Raw genomic sequence first — 18,946 nt, forward strand, 5'->3', positions numbered from 1 at the left:
TCCGTGAAATCCGCGCCATCCGCGGTCAGCCTTTTCAGGCCGTGCCGGTAACGAGGACGACGACCTTCCGCCGCTTGCCGGACGGATCGGGTTCCAGCCGGTCGCAGACACGGATGTCCGTGCGAACCGCTTCGAACTGCTCCCGGAAATAGGCGCGGACCCGCTCGCCCAGCGCCGGATCGAGCGGCCCGGCCGGCACCAGGTCCACCTCGAACTCGCCGACGGCGCGCTGGGTGACGCGGTACTGCAGGATGCTCGTGTCCTCCCAGAACGGGATGGCGGCGAGCCGGGGCGACGCGCGGCGCCCGCCGGGCAGCACGAGCATCTCCTCCACACGCCCGGAAAGGCGTGCAATTCGAGGAAAGGGATGGCCGCACGGGCAGGAGGGCTCGGGATCCAGCGCGCCCACGTCCCCGATCTCGTAGCGGAGGAGCGGCATCGCGCGCGCCACGAGGGAGGTTACGAGCAGGTCGCCTTCCTCCCCCGCGGCGACCGGCCGGCCGTCCTTGACGACCTCGACCACGAGATCGTCCGAGGCCAGGTGGAATCCGCCCCGTACAGGGCACGAGGTGCCGAGAAGCCCGAACTCGACCGCGGCGTAGAAATCGTGCACGGGGGCCCCGAACGCCCGCTCCAGACACTGCCGTGCGGCCGGGGTCAGGGTCTCGCCCCCGGTGCGAATGGCCCGGGGGCGCGGCACGGGCAAACCCCGGCGCCGGAGTTCCAGCAGGAAGACCACCAGTTGGCTGGCATACGCGCTGATGACCTGCGGCCGGAATCGGGCCACCTTCCCGCAGGCGTCCGCCGCCGTCGCATGGAGGCGCAACCGCCGCGCATACCAGGGCTCGGGCGCGGGCCGGTGGTACCCGATCAGCAGATGACGCCACCAGGGCCAGAGGCCGTGGCGCATCCGCGCGAGCAGCCAGCGGGCGGACCGGCGGGCCCGCTCGTCGGCCGCCAGGTATACGTTCAGCGGAATGCCCGTCGAGCCGCTCGTGTGCTCGACGTGGCAGTTGCCGGCGTGGAAGCCGGCCGCGAGCCGGTCTTCCGGGGGCCGGGCCCGGTACTCCATCTTGCGCGTCCGGGGCATTCGGGCTAGATCGTCCAGCCCGCGAACGGAAGCGGGATCGAGCCCGGCGGCGGCAAACAGGTCTCGATAGAAGGGCACGTTCGCGCCCGCATGGCGCGCGATGCGCGCCAGCCGGCGGTCTTGAAGACGGCGCCGATACGCCGCGGGAAGACGCGCGGCGCAGGCCAGCCGGATATAATCCTTCAAAAAAGTCATGGGGTTCGCAGGCGGTGAGTTAGGCAAAACTACGCCCCGCGGTCAAGGGTCCTTGCCGCCGGAGAACCGCGCGGCTATGCTTCTGCGCCTGATGAGACTTTTCGAAAACCCGCGTGGGGTGCACCGGGTCCGGGTGGGCCTCGTCGTGATCCTGGCCGCCGCGGCGCTCTGGACCGCGTGGGGCCATCAGCGCTATTTCCTGTCCGGCGATCCCAACGTCACCTTCGCGCAGGGCATCCTCCTCCGCCAGGGCTACGTCGCCACCAACCTGCACGCGATGGCGGCGCGCGCCCACGGCGAGGAGGCCCCGCCCGTGCGGCTGCTGGTCGAGGGCGGATTCCCCGTCGTGCTGCGCGCGCTGCGCCTGCTGGGCGACCGCGCGCCGTTCCTGGCCAACGTGCTGTTCGCGCCGGCCCTGCTGGTCCTGCTCGGGCTCTACGTCTCCCGGACCGAGCCGGACCCGGAGCGCCGGTTCCTGGCGGGCCTGCTGGCGCCCGGCCTGGTCGTTTCGTTTTCCGTCACGGGCATGACGCTGTGGCACCTGGTCCTGCCGTTCCGGGATATCCTTTCGCACACGCTCGGGTTTGCGGCGCTGGTGTTGCTGCCAACGCGCGAGACGGAGCATCGGAAACTGCGCCTGCTGCTGGCCGGCTTCGCCTGCGGGTACAGCGCGTGGACGCGTCTCACCGGCATCCTGTTCGCCGTGCCCATGGCCCTGCACCTGGCGGCGTGGCCGGGTCTGGGTACGTGGCGCCGGCGGCTGGCGATGCTCGCGTGGACCGCGGCCGGCGGCGTCATCGGGCTGCTGCCGCTGCTCGGCCAGAACCTTCTCGAGAACCGGGGGCTGCTGGCCCCGCCGCAGGCGGAGAACCTGCTGCTGCAGGAGCGCACGGTGCGCGTCTCGGGCGCGCGGGCGGGCTGGCATCCGCTCAACTTCGGCCGCACATGGGGCCGGCTCGTTAGCGAGATCGCCGGCTACTTCCCGGCTTGGTTCAAGATCCTCGTCGCCATCAGCCTGGCCGGGCGCCTCCTCATCGAGCGGCGGGTTCGCCGGCTGCTGCCGGCGGCCGGCGGGCTGCTCGCGTTCGGCCTGTTCTATGCCTGCTATCATCGGACCGTCACGCGCTACTACTTCATCATCGCCGTCTTCTTCGTCGCGCTGGCCGCGCCCGTGCTCGCCGGACTGGCGGCGGCCCCGTGGCGGCGCTGGCCGCGAGCGCGGCCGGCGGCCCTGTTCCTTCTGGGCGTCTTCGTGGCCGGATACGCCGCGCAGGCCGGCCTCCGCTCGGGCAGCGATCCCCGGCGGGTCCGCCGCGAGTGGAAGGACGCGCGCATGTTCCGCGCGTGGATCCGGCAGGCCGTCCGGCCGCCCTACCACGTGGTGACCTCCGCCATGGGCTACCTGCTGTGGACCCGCTACTTCGCCGAAGCCCCGCCGGTGCCGTGGCCCGGCAGCCCGCTGCGCACAGGGCCCGTTAGGCACACGCGGCTTCCCTTCCCCGACGATACGGAACTCTACCTGCTGTCCCTCCTCGACCGTGCTAATGAAGAACTGCCCTCGTGGAGCCGGGACACCCTGCTGAACCGGTACGCGCTGGAAAGCGCGGGGCCGGACGTGCGGCCGCGCAGCACGCCCGCCTTCCGCTTCGAGCGCATCCGGCCCCGCGGGCCGGGCCGGCGGGAAATCGAGGCGGCCGGCCGGCATCGCGGCGCCACGCACCTGTATGTGTACCTGCGAGATCTAACTTCGACGAACCGGACGGAACCCATGACGCTGGCCGCGGACGGCTGGCCGGCCCCGGCGCCGGTCGAACTGCAGGCCGGCCCGAACCTCGTGCGGCTTTCGGCCGCGGCGCCCGTGGTTTCCCTGGATGGCGCCACGCCGACACCGTCCGTCGTGACGGCCGCCTGGGTGCCCGACGGCGCGCCGGTGCACGTCCCCTTTTCCGAACTCGAGAGCCTGTCGTCCCGGCATCTCATGGCGCCGGACTGCCGCCTGGTCTGGCGCGGCTACGAGCACTGGGGCCGCGACCGCGCGGGCCAGGCGGACAAGTTCTGGGCGCATCCCTTCTTCGTCTTCACCAACGGCACCGCGATCCGGCTGCCCCGGGTCGCCGAATCCCCGCCGCCCGCCCTCGTGGTGCGCCTGTATTATACCGCCCTGCTGGCCAACCGGGCGGACGAGCCGCGGCTGTCGGGCATGGATTATGGATACGGCGCCGCGCGGCGCGCGCCCCTGCTCGTTCACGTCAACCGCCCCTATGACGGACCGGGCGATTCCAAGGCGTTCGACTTCTTCCATGAAATCGAGATTCCGGCGGGGGCCCGGGATCTCACGTTGAACATGCCCGAGCCCATCCCGACCCTGCTGTGCCACGGCATGACGTTCTTCGTCGAGGACTCCGAGCCGGCCGCGCCCCTGCCCGCGCCGCCGCGGGCCATCCCGTATCAGTGGAACGAAGACCGGGCGCGGCGCTGGTACTACGATCTGTTCGACTTCCCCGCCTGGCAGGGCCGGGTCTTCCGGGCATACGCGCAGAAACTGGCCGGCCGCGCCGGCCCGGAGGGCCTGATCGCCGCCGACGGCTGGATTCGCCAGATCACCCAGGCGTACGGCGGCCCCGTGCGCTCCGCGCGCGAGCTGCTGGCCGGCGGCCGGGCGGCCGTGGACGCGCGGCTGAACGCGGGCCTCGCCGTGTACGTTTTGGACCTGGACCAACCGATCGCCTCGACCAGCGCCGCGTTCCGGTTGTTCCGCGAGTTCTACGACATGGAACCCACGGAGAGCCTCGGCCCGGTCGCCCGGGCGAACGGCGGCGCGGCCGCTCGCCAGCTCGTGCTGTACCGGGTCCGGCCGCGGCCCTAAACAGGGATTTGACGCCGGCGGCATCCGCGGGCAACATAGGCCCGCGTTTGTTAGAACGGAGGAGCGCATGCCCATGAAATTCTTCTGGCGTTTGTTGCTGATCCTGCTCGGCACCCTGGCGCTGGCGACAGGCTGCGAGGACGACAACGCCTCGGACGACGATGCGGACGACGACTGGGATGACGGTGACGACGTCATCGTCACCAACGAGCCGCGGCCGGAACTGTACGTGGTCATGGGCGATGGCTTGAGCACGGGTGTCGGGCTCGGGGAGCGCGCGCCATGGCCGTACCGGCTCGAACGCAAGCTCAAGAAGACGGTGCACGACGCCGCCAAGGGCGGGACGCGGATCGACTACGGCGTGGCCAACATCGCCTCCATCCTCGGAACGTACGAACCCTCCCACGTGCTGATCCTCTACGGCTCGAACGACGTCGGCGCGGAAAACGCAAGCGATTACATCGCCGCCAGCCTCCTCCAGATGGTCGAGATCGCCAAAAGCAGCAACGTGATCCCCGTCATCGCCACGCTGCCGCCGCTGTACGAGCGCGAGGGCGATGTGATCGCCCGCCTGCGCCGCGTCAACGACAAGATCCGCAGCATGGCGGACGTCGAGGACGTGCCCCTGGCGGACCTGGAGGCGGAATTCGGGAGCAACCGCGACCTGATCCAGGCCGACGGCCTGCATCCCACGCCCGAGGGGCACGAAGTGATCGCGACAGAATTTTACAATGCCGTGCGATAGCCCGGCGGGGACGCGGCCCCGCCGGGCGCACGGTCCGGCCTACGGCCGGGTGAGGCCGATCTCCGACACCTGCGGCACGCGGCCGCTTTCGTCGTCCTTGAAGACCAGCCAGAGGTACTTCAGGCTGACAGGGCCTTCGGCGAGGGCTTCCGCGAGATTCGTCCAGTCCTTCGCGTTCGTGCTGCCCAGGTAGGTCACATCGGCCAGCGAGTTCTCGGCCAGGGTAACGGTCACGTCGCTCACGGCCAGTTCATCAAGGAAGGCCATGGCCAGCCACCAGCCCCCGGCGCCCTCCGCGCCGACCCAGGCGGTGCCTTCGTCGCCGTCCACGGCGGCCCACCCGTTGGTATGGACGCCGTCGGTGTCGCTGACCAGCATGGCGTAAGGAGCGACCGTGGTCGCCGCGGCCACACCACCGGCTCCGCCGGTGTTGGCCGCCGCCAGGGAGACCGCCTTGCTCGAAGGCGCCGTGCCCCAGATTTCCAGGATGTAGTACGGGAGGGTCGAATTCGACCCGTCATCCCAGGCCAGGGCGCTGCCGGTGGCGCCCATGATGTAGGCATAATGCTGGATCTTCTTCAGGTTGTTGGGCTGGCCCGTCGCCCAGCGCTTGTAGATGACGGAATCGCCCGTGAGCCACTTCCAGTTGCCTTCCGAAGCCGCGTCGGTCGCGCCGATCCAGATGTTCTTGCCGGCCAGCGCGCCGCTGCCGATCTGGCTGACCATGGCGTCCCACTGGGCGGACGTCTCGAACGTGGCCAGGTGCCCGCCCTGCTTGACCGCCGCATCCCGCGCGGCCGTCCACGTCAGGTTGGCCTTGATCAAGCGGTAGGTGGCCGGGACCTCGGTCGCCGGCGGATCGACGGGCGGGTCCACCGGCGGATCCACCGGCGGGGTCACCGTCCCGTTGAATTCAAGGAGGTAGTAGGACAACGTGGTATTGTTGTTGTCATCCCACTTGCCACCGGGCCAGACGTGGGCGTAATGCTGGCGGCCGCCGGAGTTGTTGGGCTGGTAATCGCCCCAGTTCTCGTAGAGCCACGACTCGCCGGTCACCCACTTCCAGTTGCCCTCCGAGGCTTCATCCGTCGCGCCGATCCAGAAATCCTTGCTGGCCAGTTCGCTGCTCCCGATCTGCTTCTGGATGTTGGACCATTCCGCCGGGCTGGTGATCGTGGCGAGATAGCCGCCGCGGGACTGGGCGTCCGCCTTCGCCTGCGTCCACGTCATTTTCGCGCCGATCAATTTGTAGGTGTTGTTGGGCGCGGACGGATAGGTCACCGGCGTGGAGGTTTTCGGCTTGAGGATCACGCCCACGCTCATGACGTCCGAGACGTCCGAGATGCACACGGTCAGCGTCGGCAGGGTCTTGCTCCACGGGGCGGCCCAATTCTTGCCGAACATCGCGCCGGCCGGCGTGTACTTGCCGTCCCCGTGGTCGGCGATCGCGCAGAAGATGCTCTCGCGGCTGGCGCCGGCCATGACCGCGACCCATTTCCCGTTCTGGTAATACGCCGCGCCAGACAGGAACGAACTCGCCACGTACTTCGGGTGCCAGGAGAACATCTTCACGCCCGCGGGGACGCGCGGGTCGCTGGGCCACGGCCCCCACTTGGGCTCGCCGGAACGCGGATCGATACCCACCAGCCTCGCGTTTTTTGTCACCTTCGTCCAACGGGAACTTTTCGCGCGGCTGTTCTGGTACAGCATCTTATCCAGGATGGGCCGCACATCCACGAGGGTGTACCCGTTCTGTGTCCCCAGCACCGGCAGGCCCAGGTACTCCTCCGCCCGGGCTGCGGACGAAGTTATTAACATTACTAACAAATAAAGAAACAAGCCTGCCAGAATGTTTTTGACGTTATACATTGCAATACAAAGATTTGTATTATTATTGACACGGTTCATTCGGCAGCTCCATGTTGGCTTTGTTTCCGCTTCCGTGACAGGCTTTTTCCACTATCTCACTGCTTATGCTTGATCGATAATAAGTTACACACCATAAACTGCAACAACATTTTTGTACTTTTTTCGATCTACGAGGAAATTATTAAGCAGGTTGCGTGCCAATAGGTAGTTCCGGCGTTTCAGATCGTGAGAAACGGCCGGTCGCGGGGCTGGCACGGACGGAAGGGCGGAAGCCCTCCGGGCACCCGGCCTGATTCACCGGCGGGGCAAGCCCGCCGGGGTTGGGCAAGGCCGGCTCGCTATGGGATCGGTCTGACTTCCAGGACGACCGGCAGGCGGCCTTCGCTGTTCGTGCCGAAGACCATCCACATATACCGGATCCAGACGGGCCCCTCTTCCAGGGCCGCGGGCAGCTCGAACCAGTCGAGGGCGTCCGCGCTGCCGAGGATCATGACGTTTGTCGTCGAGGCGGCATCGAGCAGGAGTTCCACGTCGCTGACCTGCCGCGGCGGATCGTAGACCAGCGCGAGCCACCAGCCGTCATCGCCCGCGCGGCCGGACCAGGCCGTCTCGAGATCCCCGTCCACGACGCTCCACCCGTTCGTGCGCGGCGCCTCGCCGCTGCTGACCACGACATCCACGGGGCGCGGATCCGACGAGGAACCCCGGGCCGTCCGCCGCACCAGGGTCGGCGCGGGAGACGGGTCCCCGAAGATCAGTTCATCCACCACGGGCGCCGGGTAGCCGTACACTTCCCACTCCACGACGTGGAACCCGCTGTTCATGCTGTTGAACGTGCCGGTCAACCGGAAGTAGCGGGCCTCGACCTCGGAGGGCAGGGAGATATCCTGCCAGCCCTGCCATTGCCCGGCGGTCCGGTCCGCCAGCACGGTCCAGTTCACGCCGTCGGCCGAGGACTCGACCCGATACTGGTAGTAGCGCGCGTCCAGGTCCCACAGCAGCACGCGGACGCGGTCCACGCGGCAGAGTTCCTTGACGTCGAGCTCGAAGCAGCCGGGCGCGGCGGGATCGCCGGTCCAGATCGTGTAACCATACCCCTGCCCGGACTTGTTGTAGCCGGTCGTCATGCCGTCGATCAGGAGGTCCCAGCGGCCGCCGTTGCTGCCGGCGATCGTGCTCCCGCGGCTGGCCAGCGCCAGGTTGTCATAGAGGCCCTGCTGCTCGACCGTGAAGACCTTGCCGTCCACCGTGATTGTCCCCGTCCGGGTATCCCGGCCCGTGTTGGCCGCCACGGAATAGGTGAGCGTGCCCGAACCCGTGCCGGCCTCGCCGGCCAGGATGGTGATCCAATTGGCGTCCTTGGCGGCCGTCCAGGCATAACCCTCGGACGCGATCACGGAGACGACGCCCGTTTCGCAGCCGAGGCCGTGCGCGCGTTGCGTCGGCGAGAGCGACAACCCCGGAGTCGCCGGCGGCGGGACGCCGTAGGCCTCCCACTCCACCACGTGAAAGCCGCCGTTCATGCTGTTGTACGTCCCCGTCAGCCGGAAATAGCGCGCCACGATGTCCGTGCCGAAGCGGATATCCTGCCAGCCCTGCCAGGCGCCGGCGGTGCGATCCACGATCAGGTCCCAGTTCACCCCGTCGACGGACGCCTCGATGAAATACCGGTAGTATCGCGCGTCGAGGTTCCACAGCAACAGGCGGATGCGGTCCACGCGGCCGACCTGGTGAAGGTCCAGCGTCATCTGGCCGGGCGCGGCGGGATCGCCCGTCCACAGCGTGTAGCCGTAGCCGTTGCCCCTCTTGTCATACCCCGTCGTCACGCCGTCGATGAGCAGGTTCCAGCGGGCGCCGTTGCTGCCCGTGATCGTGCTGCCCCGGCTGGCCAGCGCCAGGTTGTCGTACGTGCCGCGCTGCGTGATGGTGCAGGTCTTCCCGCTGACCGTAATGGTCCCCGTGCGGGCGTCCCGGCCCGTGTTTTCGTCCACCGTGTAGTTCACCCGGCCAGAGCCCGTGCCGCTGTGCCCGCCGGTGATGTGAATCCACGAGGACGCCGTGGAGGAACTCCACGCGAGGGAGGAACTGTTGGCGGTGACGTTGATGGAGCCGGCCGCCGCCGCCTTGCTGAACGACGCGCTGGTCGGGCTGATCGAGAGGCTCGGGGGCGTCACGGGCCTGGGGGCGACCTTGATGGCGTTATAGAATGTCTTGGCGATCAACTGCTGGCCCTCGGGTGTCGGGTGCAAGCCGTCGCTCATGATCAGGCTGCGCTTGTTATTGAAGGCGCTGGAGACATCGGCGCAGATGATCCCCTCGGACCGGGCGAGGTCCCGGATGCGCGAGTTCAGGGTATTCAGTCCGCTACCGTAGCCGTTGAAGACCGGCGGGAGGGTCCCGACGATGGGCACGGTGTAGCGGCCCTTGGCGGCTCGGATCATGTCGCGCAATTCGCCGATGATGTAATTAATGTCGTTGCCGATGCCGATATCGTTGGTGCCGTAGAGGATGAGCAGGTAGCCCGGCTGATACTGGGAAAGGTACGAACTGACCTTGTACGAACCGTATCCAACTCGACTGCCCGACTTGCCCTCGTTGATCACGGTCTTCCCGCTGCCCAGGAGCCGGTCCAGCCGCGGCGGCCAGGGATCGCCGATGGTCGGGGGCGAGCCCTTCGTGATCCCGTCGCCCATCGCCAGGTAGACGTTCGGGTTATTGGCGGCTTGAATCGCCGAGGCAGAAAAGGCCGCGGTCAGCATCAGGCACGCCAGCCGGGTCCGGGCGCGCGAAATATTCATGGGCGTAATCTACCTCCGAAAAATGATTGCTGGAGATAGTCTGCACTACGGAAGAAAAAGGCACAAGCACAATCGCTTAATCGTTTAATCCAGCTTATTGTGTGCAAAAAAAAGACGCGGGCCGGGATTCACGGGCGGGACGCCCGTGTCACGGTTTCTTCGAACACGGCCAGGTAGCGGGGCGCGATCCGGTCCCACGTGTGCGTGAGCGCGTGTTCCCGGGCGCGGCACCCCAGCGACGGCCTCGCGGCGGGATCGGCCAGCAGGTCGCCGGCGGCCTGTGCGAACGCCGCCGGGTCGCCCGGCGGAACGCTCCGGCCATTGACGCCATCCTGCACCGCGTCGGTCAGTCCTTCGACCGCCGTGGCCACGACCGGCAGGCCATAACTGGACGCCTCCATGGCGACGATCCCAAAGCCCTCGGGATTGTCCGGCACCGGGCGATTCGGCATCAGGAACAGGTCGGCGGCGGCGTAGGCCAGGCGCACGGTCTCGTCATCCACGCCACCGGGCATGAAGACGTTTTCCGCCGCGCCCGCGTCCGCAATGGCCGCCCGGATGGCGGCCTCGTCCGGGCCGCGCCCGATGACGGCGTAGTGCACTTCCGGAAAGCGCGACCGCAGGACGGGCCAGCCGGCGCGGATGAATTCCGCCACGCCCTTCCGGGGGACGAGCCGGCCCACGGTCACGAGCAGCGGCTCATCGCCGGGGATCGGCCAGCCCTTGCGCCGCAGCGCCTCGCGCGCCGCGTTCCGGGGCGGAACGGGGAGCGGCGGCGGGATGCCGTTGGGGATCACGCGGAGGCGGTCGGACGGAACCCCGCGCGCCTCGCACAGCGAGGCCGTGTAGCGGCTGACGCAGATCACGCGGTCGCAGCGGCGGAGGGCCGGCAGGACCAAGGCCGGGTACCCGTAGCGAGAGAAGGTGACGTCCAGCCCGTGGGCGATCGCCGCCACCGGCACGCGCCCCGCCCTCCCCAGCGCGACCCCGAGGGGGCTCAAGGCGGCATCGCCGAGGCAAATCAGATCGGGCCGGGCGGACCGCCGGGCCAACCGGGCGATCCCGCGCGCGGCGGCGGTGACGGCGAAGAGCGGGAGCCCCCGCTGGCTCCGGCCCCAGGCCACGAGGTGCAGATCGGCGAGCGGCCGCAGGGCCTCGACAAGGCAGGCGTTCATCCGCTCCATGCCGCCGACGGCGGGAGGAAACTTGCGGGTAATGTAGAGGAGTTTCAAGACATGGGAACCCGTAGTTCCGCCGCTGCGCCGGCGGAACGAACCCCCAGCGACTCCGGCGACGGAGCGCCGGAGCTACAAAGGCCGTGGATCAGCACCGGGGCCATCACGACGCCTTGCGCTGCTGTTCCTTGTCGCGGAGGTCGTGGTCGCGCAGGCGGAAGAGGATGTCCTCCGAGAGCATCCGGTTCTTGGCCAGCACGTCGCCGAGCAGGCCGAGCAGGACGCAGCCGAGGGCGATCAGAAGGAAGACCGTGGCAATGATCAGGGACTGAATCTTCCCGCCCTGGTCCCGGGTGAAGTGCGAGTAGAGGAAGCGGATCATCAGCGCAAGGCCGGGGATCGACGCGATGGCGCCGGCCCAGAGAAACGTCTTGAGCGGCTCGTAGAGCAGGTAGATGCGCAGCATGTTGACCGACTGGCGGGCGATATACGTGAACATGTTCTTCATGAGCCGCGACTCGCGCAGCTTGGGGTTCGTGTGCACCGGCACGTGGGCGATCCGCATGTTGTTGCGGCCGGCCTGGATGATGGTTTCCAGCGTGTAGGTGTAGGTGGAGAAGACGTTCAGCTTCAGGGCCGCCATCCGGCTGTACGCCCGGAACCCGCTGGTGGTGTCCTTGACCTCCGTGCGGGAGAGCCCGCGCACGACGCAGCTCCCGAAGCGCTGGAGCGCCTTTTTCAGCGGCGAAAAATGCTTGATGGCCTCGATGTCGCGGCACCCGACCACGAGGTCCGCCCGGCCGTCCAGGATCGGCCGGACCAGCTTCTCGATGTCCGCGCCGGAGTACTGGTTGTCGCCGTCGGTGTTGACGATGATGTCGGCGCCGGCCTCGAGGGCATAGGCCAGGCCGGAGCGGAACGCGTTGGCCAGGCCGGTCTGGTGGCCGAGGTCGAGGATGTGCTGCACGCCCAGCTCCCGGGCCACCTCCACGGTGCGGTCCGTGCTGCCGTCGTTAATGATCATCCACTCGATCTCATCCACGCCCGGTATCGAGCGCGGCAGGTCGCGCAGCGTCTGCGGCAGGGTCTGCTCCTCGTTCAGGCAGGGAATCTGGATGATCAGTTTCATCATGAATCGTCGGACGGCCTCCCCGCCCCTTTTTCCATGGTTGTTGTTGCCGGTCTGATCGGTATAGTAGGCGCGGTGTTCCAAAAAGCAATTCCGCAGTCGGAGATCGTTCGGGCATGGGTGAAAGCAGCGAGGTAAAGAGACACGCTGAAGGGGTGTCCGTTCCGGGTCTAGCCTGCTGCCGCAGGCTGCTGGCGGCGCCGCCGGCGTGGCTCCGGCGCGGGGCGGTGGCCCTGGTTGTGCTGCTGTTCGCGACCGGCCTGACGCGGATCGAGGCCGCGCTGTGGAAACTGCAGGGCGGGGTGGTCTGGGGCGATTCCTTCACCTACGTCACCTTCGCGCGCCGGCTGGCCCACGGCAGCCTGTACTACCTCGACGGGCCGGTCCAGCAGATGATCGCGTCGGCCGAGCGCCCGGACCGCCGCTACTGGGAGCCCATCTGGAACCATGCCGTCCGTCCGGACGGCCGGACCGTCTGCTCGATGGCCATCGGGTATCCCCTGCTGCTGGCCGTGGCGCTCAAGGCGGGCGGAGTCTGGCTTCTCTATCACATCAACCTGCTGCTGACGATCGGCTTCCCGCTGATGCTGGCGCTGGTGATCTGGGAAGGGCTGGGCCGGAATCTCTACGCGGGCCTCACGGCCGCCGCGGCGGCCCTGCTGGCGCCCCATCTCGTGCCCGAGGCCATCCGGCAGTTCACCTACCCATGGCGCGAGCCCTACTTCTACATGCTCGTCCTCGGCGCCGCGTGGGCCTTGCTCCGCTTCCACCGGACGGGCCGCGGGGCCTGGCTGGGTCTGATGGCCTTGCTGTCGGGGATGGCCTGCTCGGTGAAGGAGGTCAACGCGGTCTACGTGCTCTGGTTCGGGGTCATGCTGCTCACCTCCCGGTCCTTCTGGCGGCATCCCCGCGTGTTCCGGTTGAGCGGGGCCTGCCTCCTGCTGTTCTTCCTCGGCCTGGCCCCCCTGCTCGTCCAAAACGCGGTGGGGACCGGCAACCCGTTCATGAGCGTCCAACTGTTGCGCGAGACAAGCCAATACTCGCTGACGCAGACGGGGACCGGGCTTTCCATGGGCAATGTCTCCAACACGATGCGCTGGTACGTTCTCATGTATGCCCGGAATCCCTTCTTCACGGGCGCGGTGGTCCTCCTGCCGCTGCTCGGCGCCCTGATGGCCCTGCGGACCATGGCGGGCCGCCTGCTGCTGGGCCTGGGCGTGGTGCACTTCGTGGTCTATTCCCAGTGGGGCCACGCCGACTTCCGGCAGAGCTACTTCTTCAACGTCCCGTACGCTTTCCTCTTCGTGCACGGCCCCTTCTCGCTCCTGGAATGGCTCACGCGCCGGCGGTTTGCTTCTCAACGCTGGCTGCTGTACGCCGCCCAGATGGCGGGCCTCGCGGCGCTGGCGCTCTCGCCGCTCCCCGGCCCGTGGCGATTCGGACACGCCCAGGAACGCCACTTCCGCTACTCCGACGGCGTGCGGCTCGCGCGCAGCATCGATGAACACGTCCCGGCCGACGCGCTGCTCCTCGTGAACCGCGCCGTCCGCGACGTGCTGGGCACGTTCTCCGACCGGCACATCACCCGCATCAGCGACCTGTACGGACTGCGCGCCGACCGCGACGTCTATCCCCTGCTCGATCCCCTCATCCGGGCCGGGCAGCTGTATTTCCTGGATAACGTGGACCGGGATCCCCACTATGGCTTCCGCGCCGACCGCGCGCGGATCGACCGGGAGACCCTGCTGGCGCGCTACCGCTTCGAGCCCGTCGGCACGTGGTCCAAGGACGACTACCACCTCGGCATGATGGTGGATAAGCCCGAGATGACGCTCTCCCGCGTGCTCCCCTGGGAGGGATCGGCCCACCGGCGCGAGTTGCCGGTTCCCGAGCACGGGGCCGCCTTCCTCTTCGTCAACCGCCGCGCCGCGGGCACCAACCTGGTCGTCACACTCGACGGCGCGGAGGTGCCGCCGCCGCCCGACGGCGGGTATTTCTGTCCCGTGGCCGACCGTCCCCTCGGCGCCACGGCCATCGTGGAATGGCGGACTCTGGACGGCTCGCCCGCGCCGCCGCTGGACGACCTGGCCTTCGTCGGCTGGAACGACACGCTGGACGTGGATCTCGGGCTCGACGCCATCCCCGCGGATAGCCCCTACCTGCCGGACGGACTCCGGGATGCGCAACCCCACGCGCCCTGGCGCGTTTTCAACGGGGCCTTCCGCCTGCGGTTGCCGATGTACGTGAAGCCCGGGACGTTTTGCGTGCTGGGCATGGCGGCGGCCGGCAAGGACGACCAGCTTGAGATCGTCACTCCGGATGGGCTGATCGTCACCAACAGCTTCATCGCCGGCACGGCCTGGCTCTCCGTGCCCGAACAGACCCTCGGCGCCGAAAGCGCGCCGGCCCTCACCAATGCGATCCTCACCGTCCGGCCGCTGACCCAGCCCAGCCTGAAAGTCACGGGGGTCCGGCTGTTCCCGTGCCGGCGCACGCTGACCTTCGCACCCTCCCCGGGAAGCCGGGGCCTGGCCTGGCGCGGGCGCGTGGCCCCGGACCTGCACGGCAAATACGACCAACCGTGGTCCATGCATCTCGGGAGCACCGTGCTGGATTTCGGGCTCGCCAAGCATCGGCCCTTCGCCCGGGATAACGAGGTCCGTCACCTTCATGAAATCGCCCCCGACGGGGAGCCCATCCAGTACGTGTTCAAGGGCTGCGGCGTCATGGATGTCCGGCCGGTGGAAGTCCAGGAATCGCTGGAATTGAGCATGAACAAGAGGACCCGGTTTTTCATCTCGCACGGCTCCTTCGGTCCCGAGCGCGATGAGCAGGGGGACTCGTTCTGCTGGACGCGCGAGAGCCTTCACGTGGAGGTGCCCCTGACCCCGGGCGCGAAGGGGTACCGGTTGAAGCTCGACGCGCGCGACGGACATCCCGAGGCGCCGCGCGTGCTGGAAATCGAATTCGGCGGGAAGAAGACGCAAATCCCCATGTCGCCGGAGCGGCGCGTCTACGAATGGGAAGCGCCGGCGCAGGAGAAGGACTGGGGCCTGGCCACCGTCGAGTTCCGCGTGCCGACCTGGCAGCCGAGCCAGGTGCTGGGCGTGAACGACAGCCGGGAACTGGGGTTCCGGTTCTACGCCCTGGACTGGCGGCCGGTCGAGGCCGACGCCGCCGCGAAATAGGACGACGCGTTTTGCGCATGAGCTTGCCCGAGCAAATACCGGCCGGCGCCGTGGAAGTCTCCGTGATCGTCCCGGCCGTCAACGCGCCCCTGCTGCCGGTGACGGTGAAGAGCCTGCTGGAGCAGCGGACCGCGCGCCCGTTCGAGATCCTGGCCGTCGGCGTGTTCGATCCCGCGACCCTGCCGGCCGACCCTCGCCTGCGCTGCACCGTCACGCCGAAACCGGTCTCCGCGGGCGCGAACCGGAACCTGGCGCTGAAAGAGGCCAGGGGCAAGTACGCGCTTTTCACCGACGCCGACTGCCGCGTGGCGCCGGACTGGATCGAGCGGCTCGCCGCGCGGCTGGACGAGGGCTACCGCATGGCCGGCGGCGCGTACACCTTCCCGAGCGACAACTACTGGACCCTCGGCGAGAACATGGCGATCCTCAACACCCTCTCGCCCGACACGCCGGCCGGCGAGGTCGATATCCGCGTCGGCGGCGGGAACATGGGCCTGTGGCGCGAGACGCTCGCGGAGCTGGGCGGGTTCGACGAGACCTTCCGCGGCGGGCAGGACAACGACCTGGCCATCAAGCTGCTCAAGGCCGGCCACAAGATTTTCTTCGAGCCGCGCGCCCTCGTGGAGCATCTCCACCCCGGCGGCTCGGCGGCCGACCTGCGCAAGCACGCGGAGGTCTACGGGAAGGCCGCCGTGGCGCTGATCCTCCGGCATCCGGATTACTACGGGTGGAACCGGATTCGCAAACTCTGGCGGCTCCGGTGGCTCTTCCTGCTGTGGAGCCCCGTCAAGGCCGCGCACCAGGCCTGCACCGTCTTCGCGGGCAACCCGGGTTGGCGCCGGTGGTGGCGCGAGTGGCCGGCGGTCTGGCTGTTCTACTTCGTCCGCCGCACGGCCATGGCCCGCGAACTGCGCCAGCTCCAGACCCTGGACCGCCCCCCGGCATGAGCGCCACGGAACATCACGGGCGCGTCGCCCGGCAGGCCTGGCTCTCCATCCTCTTCGTCCTCGCCGGCATCGCCCTGGCGCCGATCCGCATCCGGATCCTGACCCACGTCCTGACCGAAGCCCAGTTCGGCATCTTCAACCTCCTCACGACGACCGCGGCCTCCATCGGTTTCGTCGCGCTGCTCGGCCAGCGCCAGTACCTGATCTACGCCCTGCCCGGCCGAAACGCCCGCGAGCAGGGCGCCTGCTTCACCTCCTCCCTGCTCGTCACCCTGGCGGCGGGAGTGCTCTTCGCGGCCCTTTTCCTCGCAGGCGGCCTGACCATCCCGCTGATGGCGCGAACGTTCCCGCCGGCGCTGATCGCGGTCGGAACCGTGTTCATCGTCCTCTACGCCCTCGCGCAGTTCGGCATGGGTTACCTGCTCGCCGTCGGCGAGGTGGTGCGCTACCGGCTCCAGGTGTTCCTGACGTCGAACCTCTGGCTGCTCGCCGTGGTCCCCTTCGCCCTCTTGGGAGGCCTGTCCCTCGATCGCATCGTGTGGCTCTGGCTGGCCGGGCTCGTGGTGCCGATGCTGTGGCTGGCCGCCTGGACCCGGCGCAGCCTCGGCGAGGGTCTGGGCGCGCCGCCGCGCGGGGCGTTCATCCGGGAATCCGTGAAGTACGGCGTCCCCCTGATCTCCCGCAACGTCGCGAACTCGCTCATGCGCCTCGCGGACCGCTACGTGATCCTGCCCCTGATGGGCGCCGCCTCCGTCGGCGTGTACACGGTGCCGGTCACGCTGGTGGGGTTCGCCGCCGACACGCAGTACTTCCTCGAATTCTTCTTCCCCCACATCTCCGTGCGGTGGCGCGCAAACCGCGCGGCCGGCCGGCCGGGCTGCTCCGGCGAGGCCTCGACCTACTTCCACGCCGCCCTGCGCATCTGCTTCCTGACCACCGTGCCGATGGCCATCGGGATCGTGCTCTGGGGCGATTCGCTGGTCCGCGTCCTCGCCGGCAGTTCCTACGCGGCCGCCAGTTCGATCTTCCTGATCCTCGTGCCCCAGGTGATTCTCATCCCCGTCTGTCACTTCATCCACTTCGCCCTCATGCTCGACGGGCGCACCTACCTGATCGGCTACAGCATCCTCGGCTCGGCCGCGCTGAACGTGCTCCTGAACATCCTGCTGATCCCGCGCCTGGGCCTGGCGGGCGCCGCGCTGGCGGGGACCCTGTCCTACTTCCTGCTGGTCCTGATCTCGCTGAAGGTGGGCCGCCTCTGGCCCCACCTGCGCGGGTCCGAACTGCGCCTGCCCCCCCTCCTGGCCGCCGGCGCGGCCATGACGGCGGCGATCCTGCTCTGCCGGTGGTTCTTCCGCGCGCCCACGCCCTGGGAGGTGCCGGCCGCGGGCGTCGCGTTCCTCGGCGCCGGGCATCTGCTGCGGCTCTGGACTCGCGATGAACTGGCGCTTGCCTTTCGCCGGAAGAAGAAGGCCGCGGAGCCCGCGCCATGATCCCCGGCGCCGCATCGAAAGCGCTTCCGGGTTACGATTTTTATGCGGGGCTGGCCCGCCGGCTGGCCGCCGTCCGCCGTCCGCGCGGGCGGATCCCCGTGCTCCTCTACCACAGCGTCAGCCCGGCAGCCGATGTGCGCAACGCCGGCCTGTTCAACGTCACGCCCGCTACGCTGGACACGCAGTTGCACTGGCTGAAAGACAACGGTTTCCATTTCATCACGCCGGAAGAGTGGCTCGCCTGGCGCGCCGCCCCCCCGGACACCCCGCTCCGCCGCGCGATCGTCGCGTTCGACGACGGCTACCGCAACAACCTCGAACACGCCCTGCCGATCCTCCAGCGGCACGGCGTCCGCGCGGTCTTTTTCATCGCCAGCTCGTTCCTCGGCGCCCGCGAGCCGTTCCCCTGGATCGACGGCCCGGACCGCGACGCGTTCCGGCCCATGGACGCCGGCGGGCTGCGCGAGCTGGACGCCGCGGGCATGGTCGTCGGCGCGCACACCCGGACGCACCGCCGGTTGAACACCCTGACCGACGCCGAGGCCCTGTCGGAAATCCGGGAGTCGAAAAAAGAACTGGAACGGCTCCTCGGCAAGCCCGTCACGACCTTCGCGTATCCGTACGGGTCCAAGCGGGACCAGTCGCCGCGCCACGCGGAGTTGTGCCGGGAGGCGGGCTTCACGACGGCCTTCACCACGCGCCCGGTGTCGTCCACGCGCCGCACCGACCCGTTCGCCATCCCGCGCATGACGGTGTACGAGCGGGACGGGACGGAGCTCTTCGGCCTCAAGGCGCGGGGCCTGTTCGACGGGTACGACCTGTTCCGGCGGCTGATCCGGACGGTCTGTCGCCGGTAACGGCGTTGTGGCCGGGGTCGCCGACCCCGGCTACATTTCCTACGCCTTCTTCACGGCCTTGACGATGTAGCCCGAGGCCAGGAACGACGAGACGCGCTTCTTCGTCAGCCGCTCCAGCTTGAAGGCCGCGTGCGGAATACCCTTGCCGAACTTGTACTCGAGCGGCGCGGGGAGGATGTAATAGTGGAAGTAGTGATGGTCCTGCTTCTCGAAGCCGTAACGCGCCAACTGGCGGTCGAAGGCGCCCGGCGCGTGCTTCTTGTACCACACGCCGTCGCGGAACGAGTTCTGCAGGTACGCCTTGCCTCCAAAAAGGCCCAACCGGGCCAACAGCGCGCGCACGCCTTTGCGCACGGGCAGCAGGGCGTCCCACAGGCGGAACAGGCACAGCTTGTTGCGCACCGTGATCACGAGCGTGCCGCCGGGCTTGAGGATGCGGTTCAGCTCCTTCAACGCCTTGTCGTCATCCTTCAGGTACTCGATCACGCCCGCGCAGATGACGGAGTCGAACTGGGCGTTCCCGTACGGCAGCGCCTCGATGTTGCCCACGACGTAGTCCACCCTCGCCGTCTCCTGCCCCGCCTCGGGAATGTT

General features: G+C 68.4%; 12 protein-coding genes. 6 read left to right on the top strand and 6 right to left on the bottom strand.

The window, feature by feature from the left end:
- Nucleotides 1-34: 34 nt before the first annotated feature.
- A complete protein-coding gene (locus KA248_06100; GenBank protein ID MBP7829471.1) occupies nt 35-1,285 on the bottom strand; it encodes a phenylacetate--CoA ligase family protein in 1,251 nt (416 codons plus the stop codon).
- A gap of 91 nt (nt 1,286-1,376) precedes the next feature.
- Between KA248_06100 and KA248_06105 the strand changes: the two genes are divergently transcribed.
- The gene (locus KA248_06105; protein ID MBP7829472.1) at nt 1,377-4,151 is read left to right on the top strand and encodes a hypothetical protein; all 2,775 of its coding nucleotides are present in this window, start codon (nt 1,377-1,379) and stop codon (nt 4,149-4,151) included.
- A gap of 67 nt (nt 4,152-4,218) precedes the next feature.
- Nucleotides 4,219-4,896: a hypothetical protein gene (locus KA248_06110; GenBank protein MBP7829473.1), complete on the top strand. Its 678-nt coding sequence runs from the start codon at nt 4,219-4,221 to the stop codon at nt 4,894-4,896.
- Between the two features lie 39 nt (nt 4,897-4,935).
- Here KA248_06110 and KA248_06115 read toward each other — a convergent pair whose 3' ends face one another.
- The 4 genes from KA248_06115 to KA248_06130 all read right to left on the bottom strand — a co-directional run bounded on the left by KA248_06115 (nt 4,936) and on the right by KA248_06130 (nt 11,867).
- Nucleotides 4,936-6,714, bottom strand: coding sequence for a hypothetical protein (locus KA248_06115; GenBank protein ID MBP7829474.1), 1,779 nt, complete (start codon nt 6,712-6,714; stop codon nt 4,936-4,938).
- 389 nt (nt 6,715-7,103) lie between these two features.
- A complete protein-coding gene (locus KA248_06120) occupies nt 7,104-9,563 on the bottom strand; it encodes a discoidin domain-containing protein (GenBank protein ID MBP7829475.1) in 2,460 nt (819 codons plus the stop codon).
- 128 nt (nt 9,564-9,691) lie between these two features.
- Nucleotides 9,692-10,795: a glycosyltransferase family 4 protein gene (locus KA248_06125; GenBank protein MBP7829476.1), complete on the bottom strand. Its 1,104-nt coding sequence runs from the start codon at nt 10,793-10,795 to the stop codon at nt 9,692-9,694.
- A 106-nt stretch (nt 10,796-10,901) separates the two neighbouring features.
- Nucleotides 10,902-11,867, bottom strand: coding sequence for a glycosyltransferase family 2 protein (locus KA248_06130; protein ID MBP7829477.1), 966 nt, complete (start codon nt 11,865-11,867; stop codon nt 10,902-10,904).
- Nucleotides 11,868-12,022: 155 nt separating this feature from the next.
- Between KA248_06130 and KA248_06135 the strand changes: the two genes are divergently transcribed.
- From KA248_06135 to KA248_06150, 4 genes are read left to right on the top strand one after another with little or no spacing between them, the layout of a single operon-like run.
- Entirely contained in the window at nt 12,023-15,055 is a 3,033-nt protein-coding gene (locus KA248_06135) for a hypothetical protein (protein MBP7829478.1), read from the top strand.
- A 17-nt stretch (nt 15,056-15,072) separates the two neighbouring features.
- Nucleotides 15,073-16,002, top strand: coding sequence for a glycosyltransferase (locus tag KA248_06140; GenBank protein MBP7829479.1), 930 nt, complete (start codon nt 15,073-15,075; stop codon nt 16,000-16,002).
- Nucleotides 15,999-17,495 carry a lipopolysaccharide biosynthesis protein gene (locus KA248_06145; protein ID MBP7829480.1) on the top strand — a complete coding sequence of 499 codons (1,497 nt, stop codon included), beginning with the start codon at nt 15,999-16,001 and terminating at the stop codon, nt 17,493-17,495. The genes KA248_06140 and KA248_06145 overlap by 4 nt, the downstream gene beginning before the upstream one ends.
- Complete coding sequence (locus KA248_06150) at nt 17,492-18,352, top strand: polysaccharide deacetylase family protein (protein MBP7829481.1); 861 nt, start codon at nt 17,492-17,494, stop codon at nt 18,350-18,352. The genes KA248_06145 and KA248_06150 overlap by 4 nt, the downstream gene beginning before the upstream one ends.
- Nucleotides 18,353-18,391: 39 nt before the next feature.
- Here KA248_06150 and KA248_06155 read toward each other — a convergent pair.
- The coding region (locus tag KA248_06155) for a class I SAM-dependent methyltransferase (protein MBP7829482.1) at nt 18,392-18,946 on the bottom strand (555 nt) is incomplete at its 5' end.

Source organism: Kiritimatiellia bacterium (genome assembly GCA_018001225.1).
Classification (GTDB): domain Bacteria; phylum Verrucomicrobiota; class Kiritimatiellia; order CAIQIC01; family JAGNIJ01; genus JAGNIJ01.

Excerpts from the sequence above, each read along its gene's own strand:
- KA248_06100 (MBP7829471.1), bottom strand. The coding sequence starts at position 1,285 with ATGACTTTTTTGAAGGATTATATCCGGCTGGCCTGCGCCGCGCGTCTT.
- KA248_06105 (MBP7829472.1), top strand. The coding sequence starts at position 1,377 with ATGAGACTTTTCGAAAACCCGCGTGGGGTGCACCGGGTCCGGGTGGGC.
- KA248_06110 (MBP7829473.1), top strand. The coding sequence starts at position 4,219 with ATGCCCATGAAATTCTTCTGGCGTTTGTTGCTGATCCTGCTCGGCACC.
- KA248_06115 (MBP7829474.1), bottom strand. The coding sequence starts at position 6,714 with ATGTTAATAACTTCGTCCGCAGCCCGGGCGGAGGAGTACCTGGGCCTG.
- KA248_06120 (MBP7829475.1), bottom strand. The coding sequence starts at position 9,563 with ATGAATATTTCGCGCGCCCGGACCCGGCTGGCGTGCCTGATGCTGACC.
- KA248_06130 (MBP7829477.1), bottom strand. The coding sequence starts at position 11,867 with ATGAAACTGATCATCCAGATTCCCTGCCTGAACGAGGAGCAGACCCTG.
- KA248_06140 (MBP7829479.1), top strand. The coding sequence starts at position 15,073 with ATGAGCTTGCCCGAGCAAATACCGGCCGGCGCCGTGGAAGTCTCCGTG.
- KA248_06145 (MBP7829480.1), top strand. The coding sequence starts at position 15,999 with ATGAGCGCCACGGAACATCACGGGCGCGTCGCCCGGCAGGCCTGGCTC.
- KA248_06150 (MBP7829481.1), top strand. The coding sequence starts at position 17,492 with ATGATCCCCGGCGCCGCATCGAAAGCGCTTCCGGGTTACGATTTTTAT.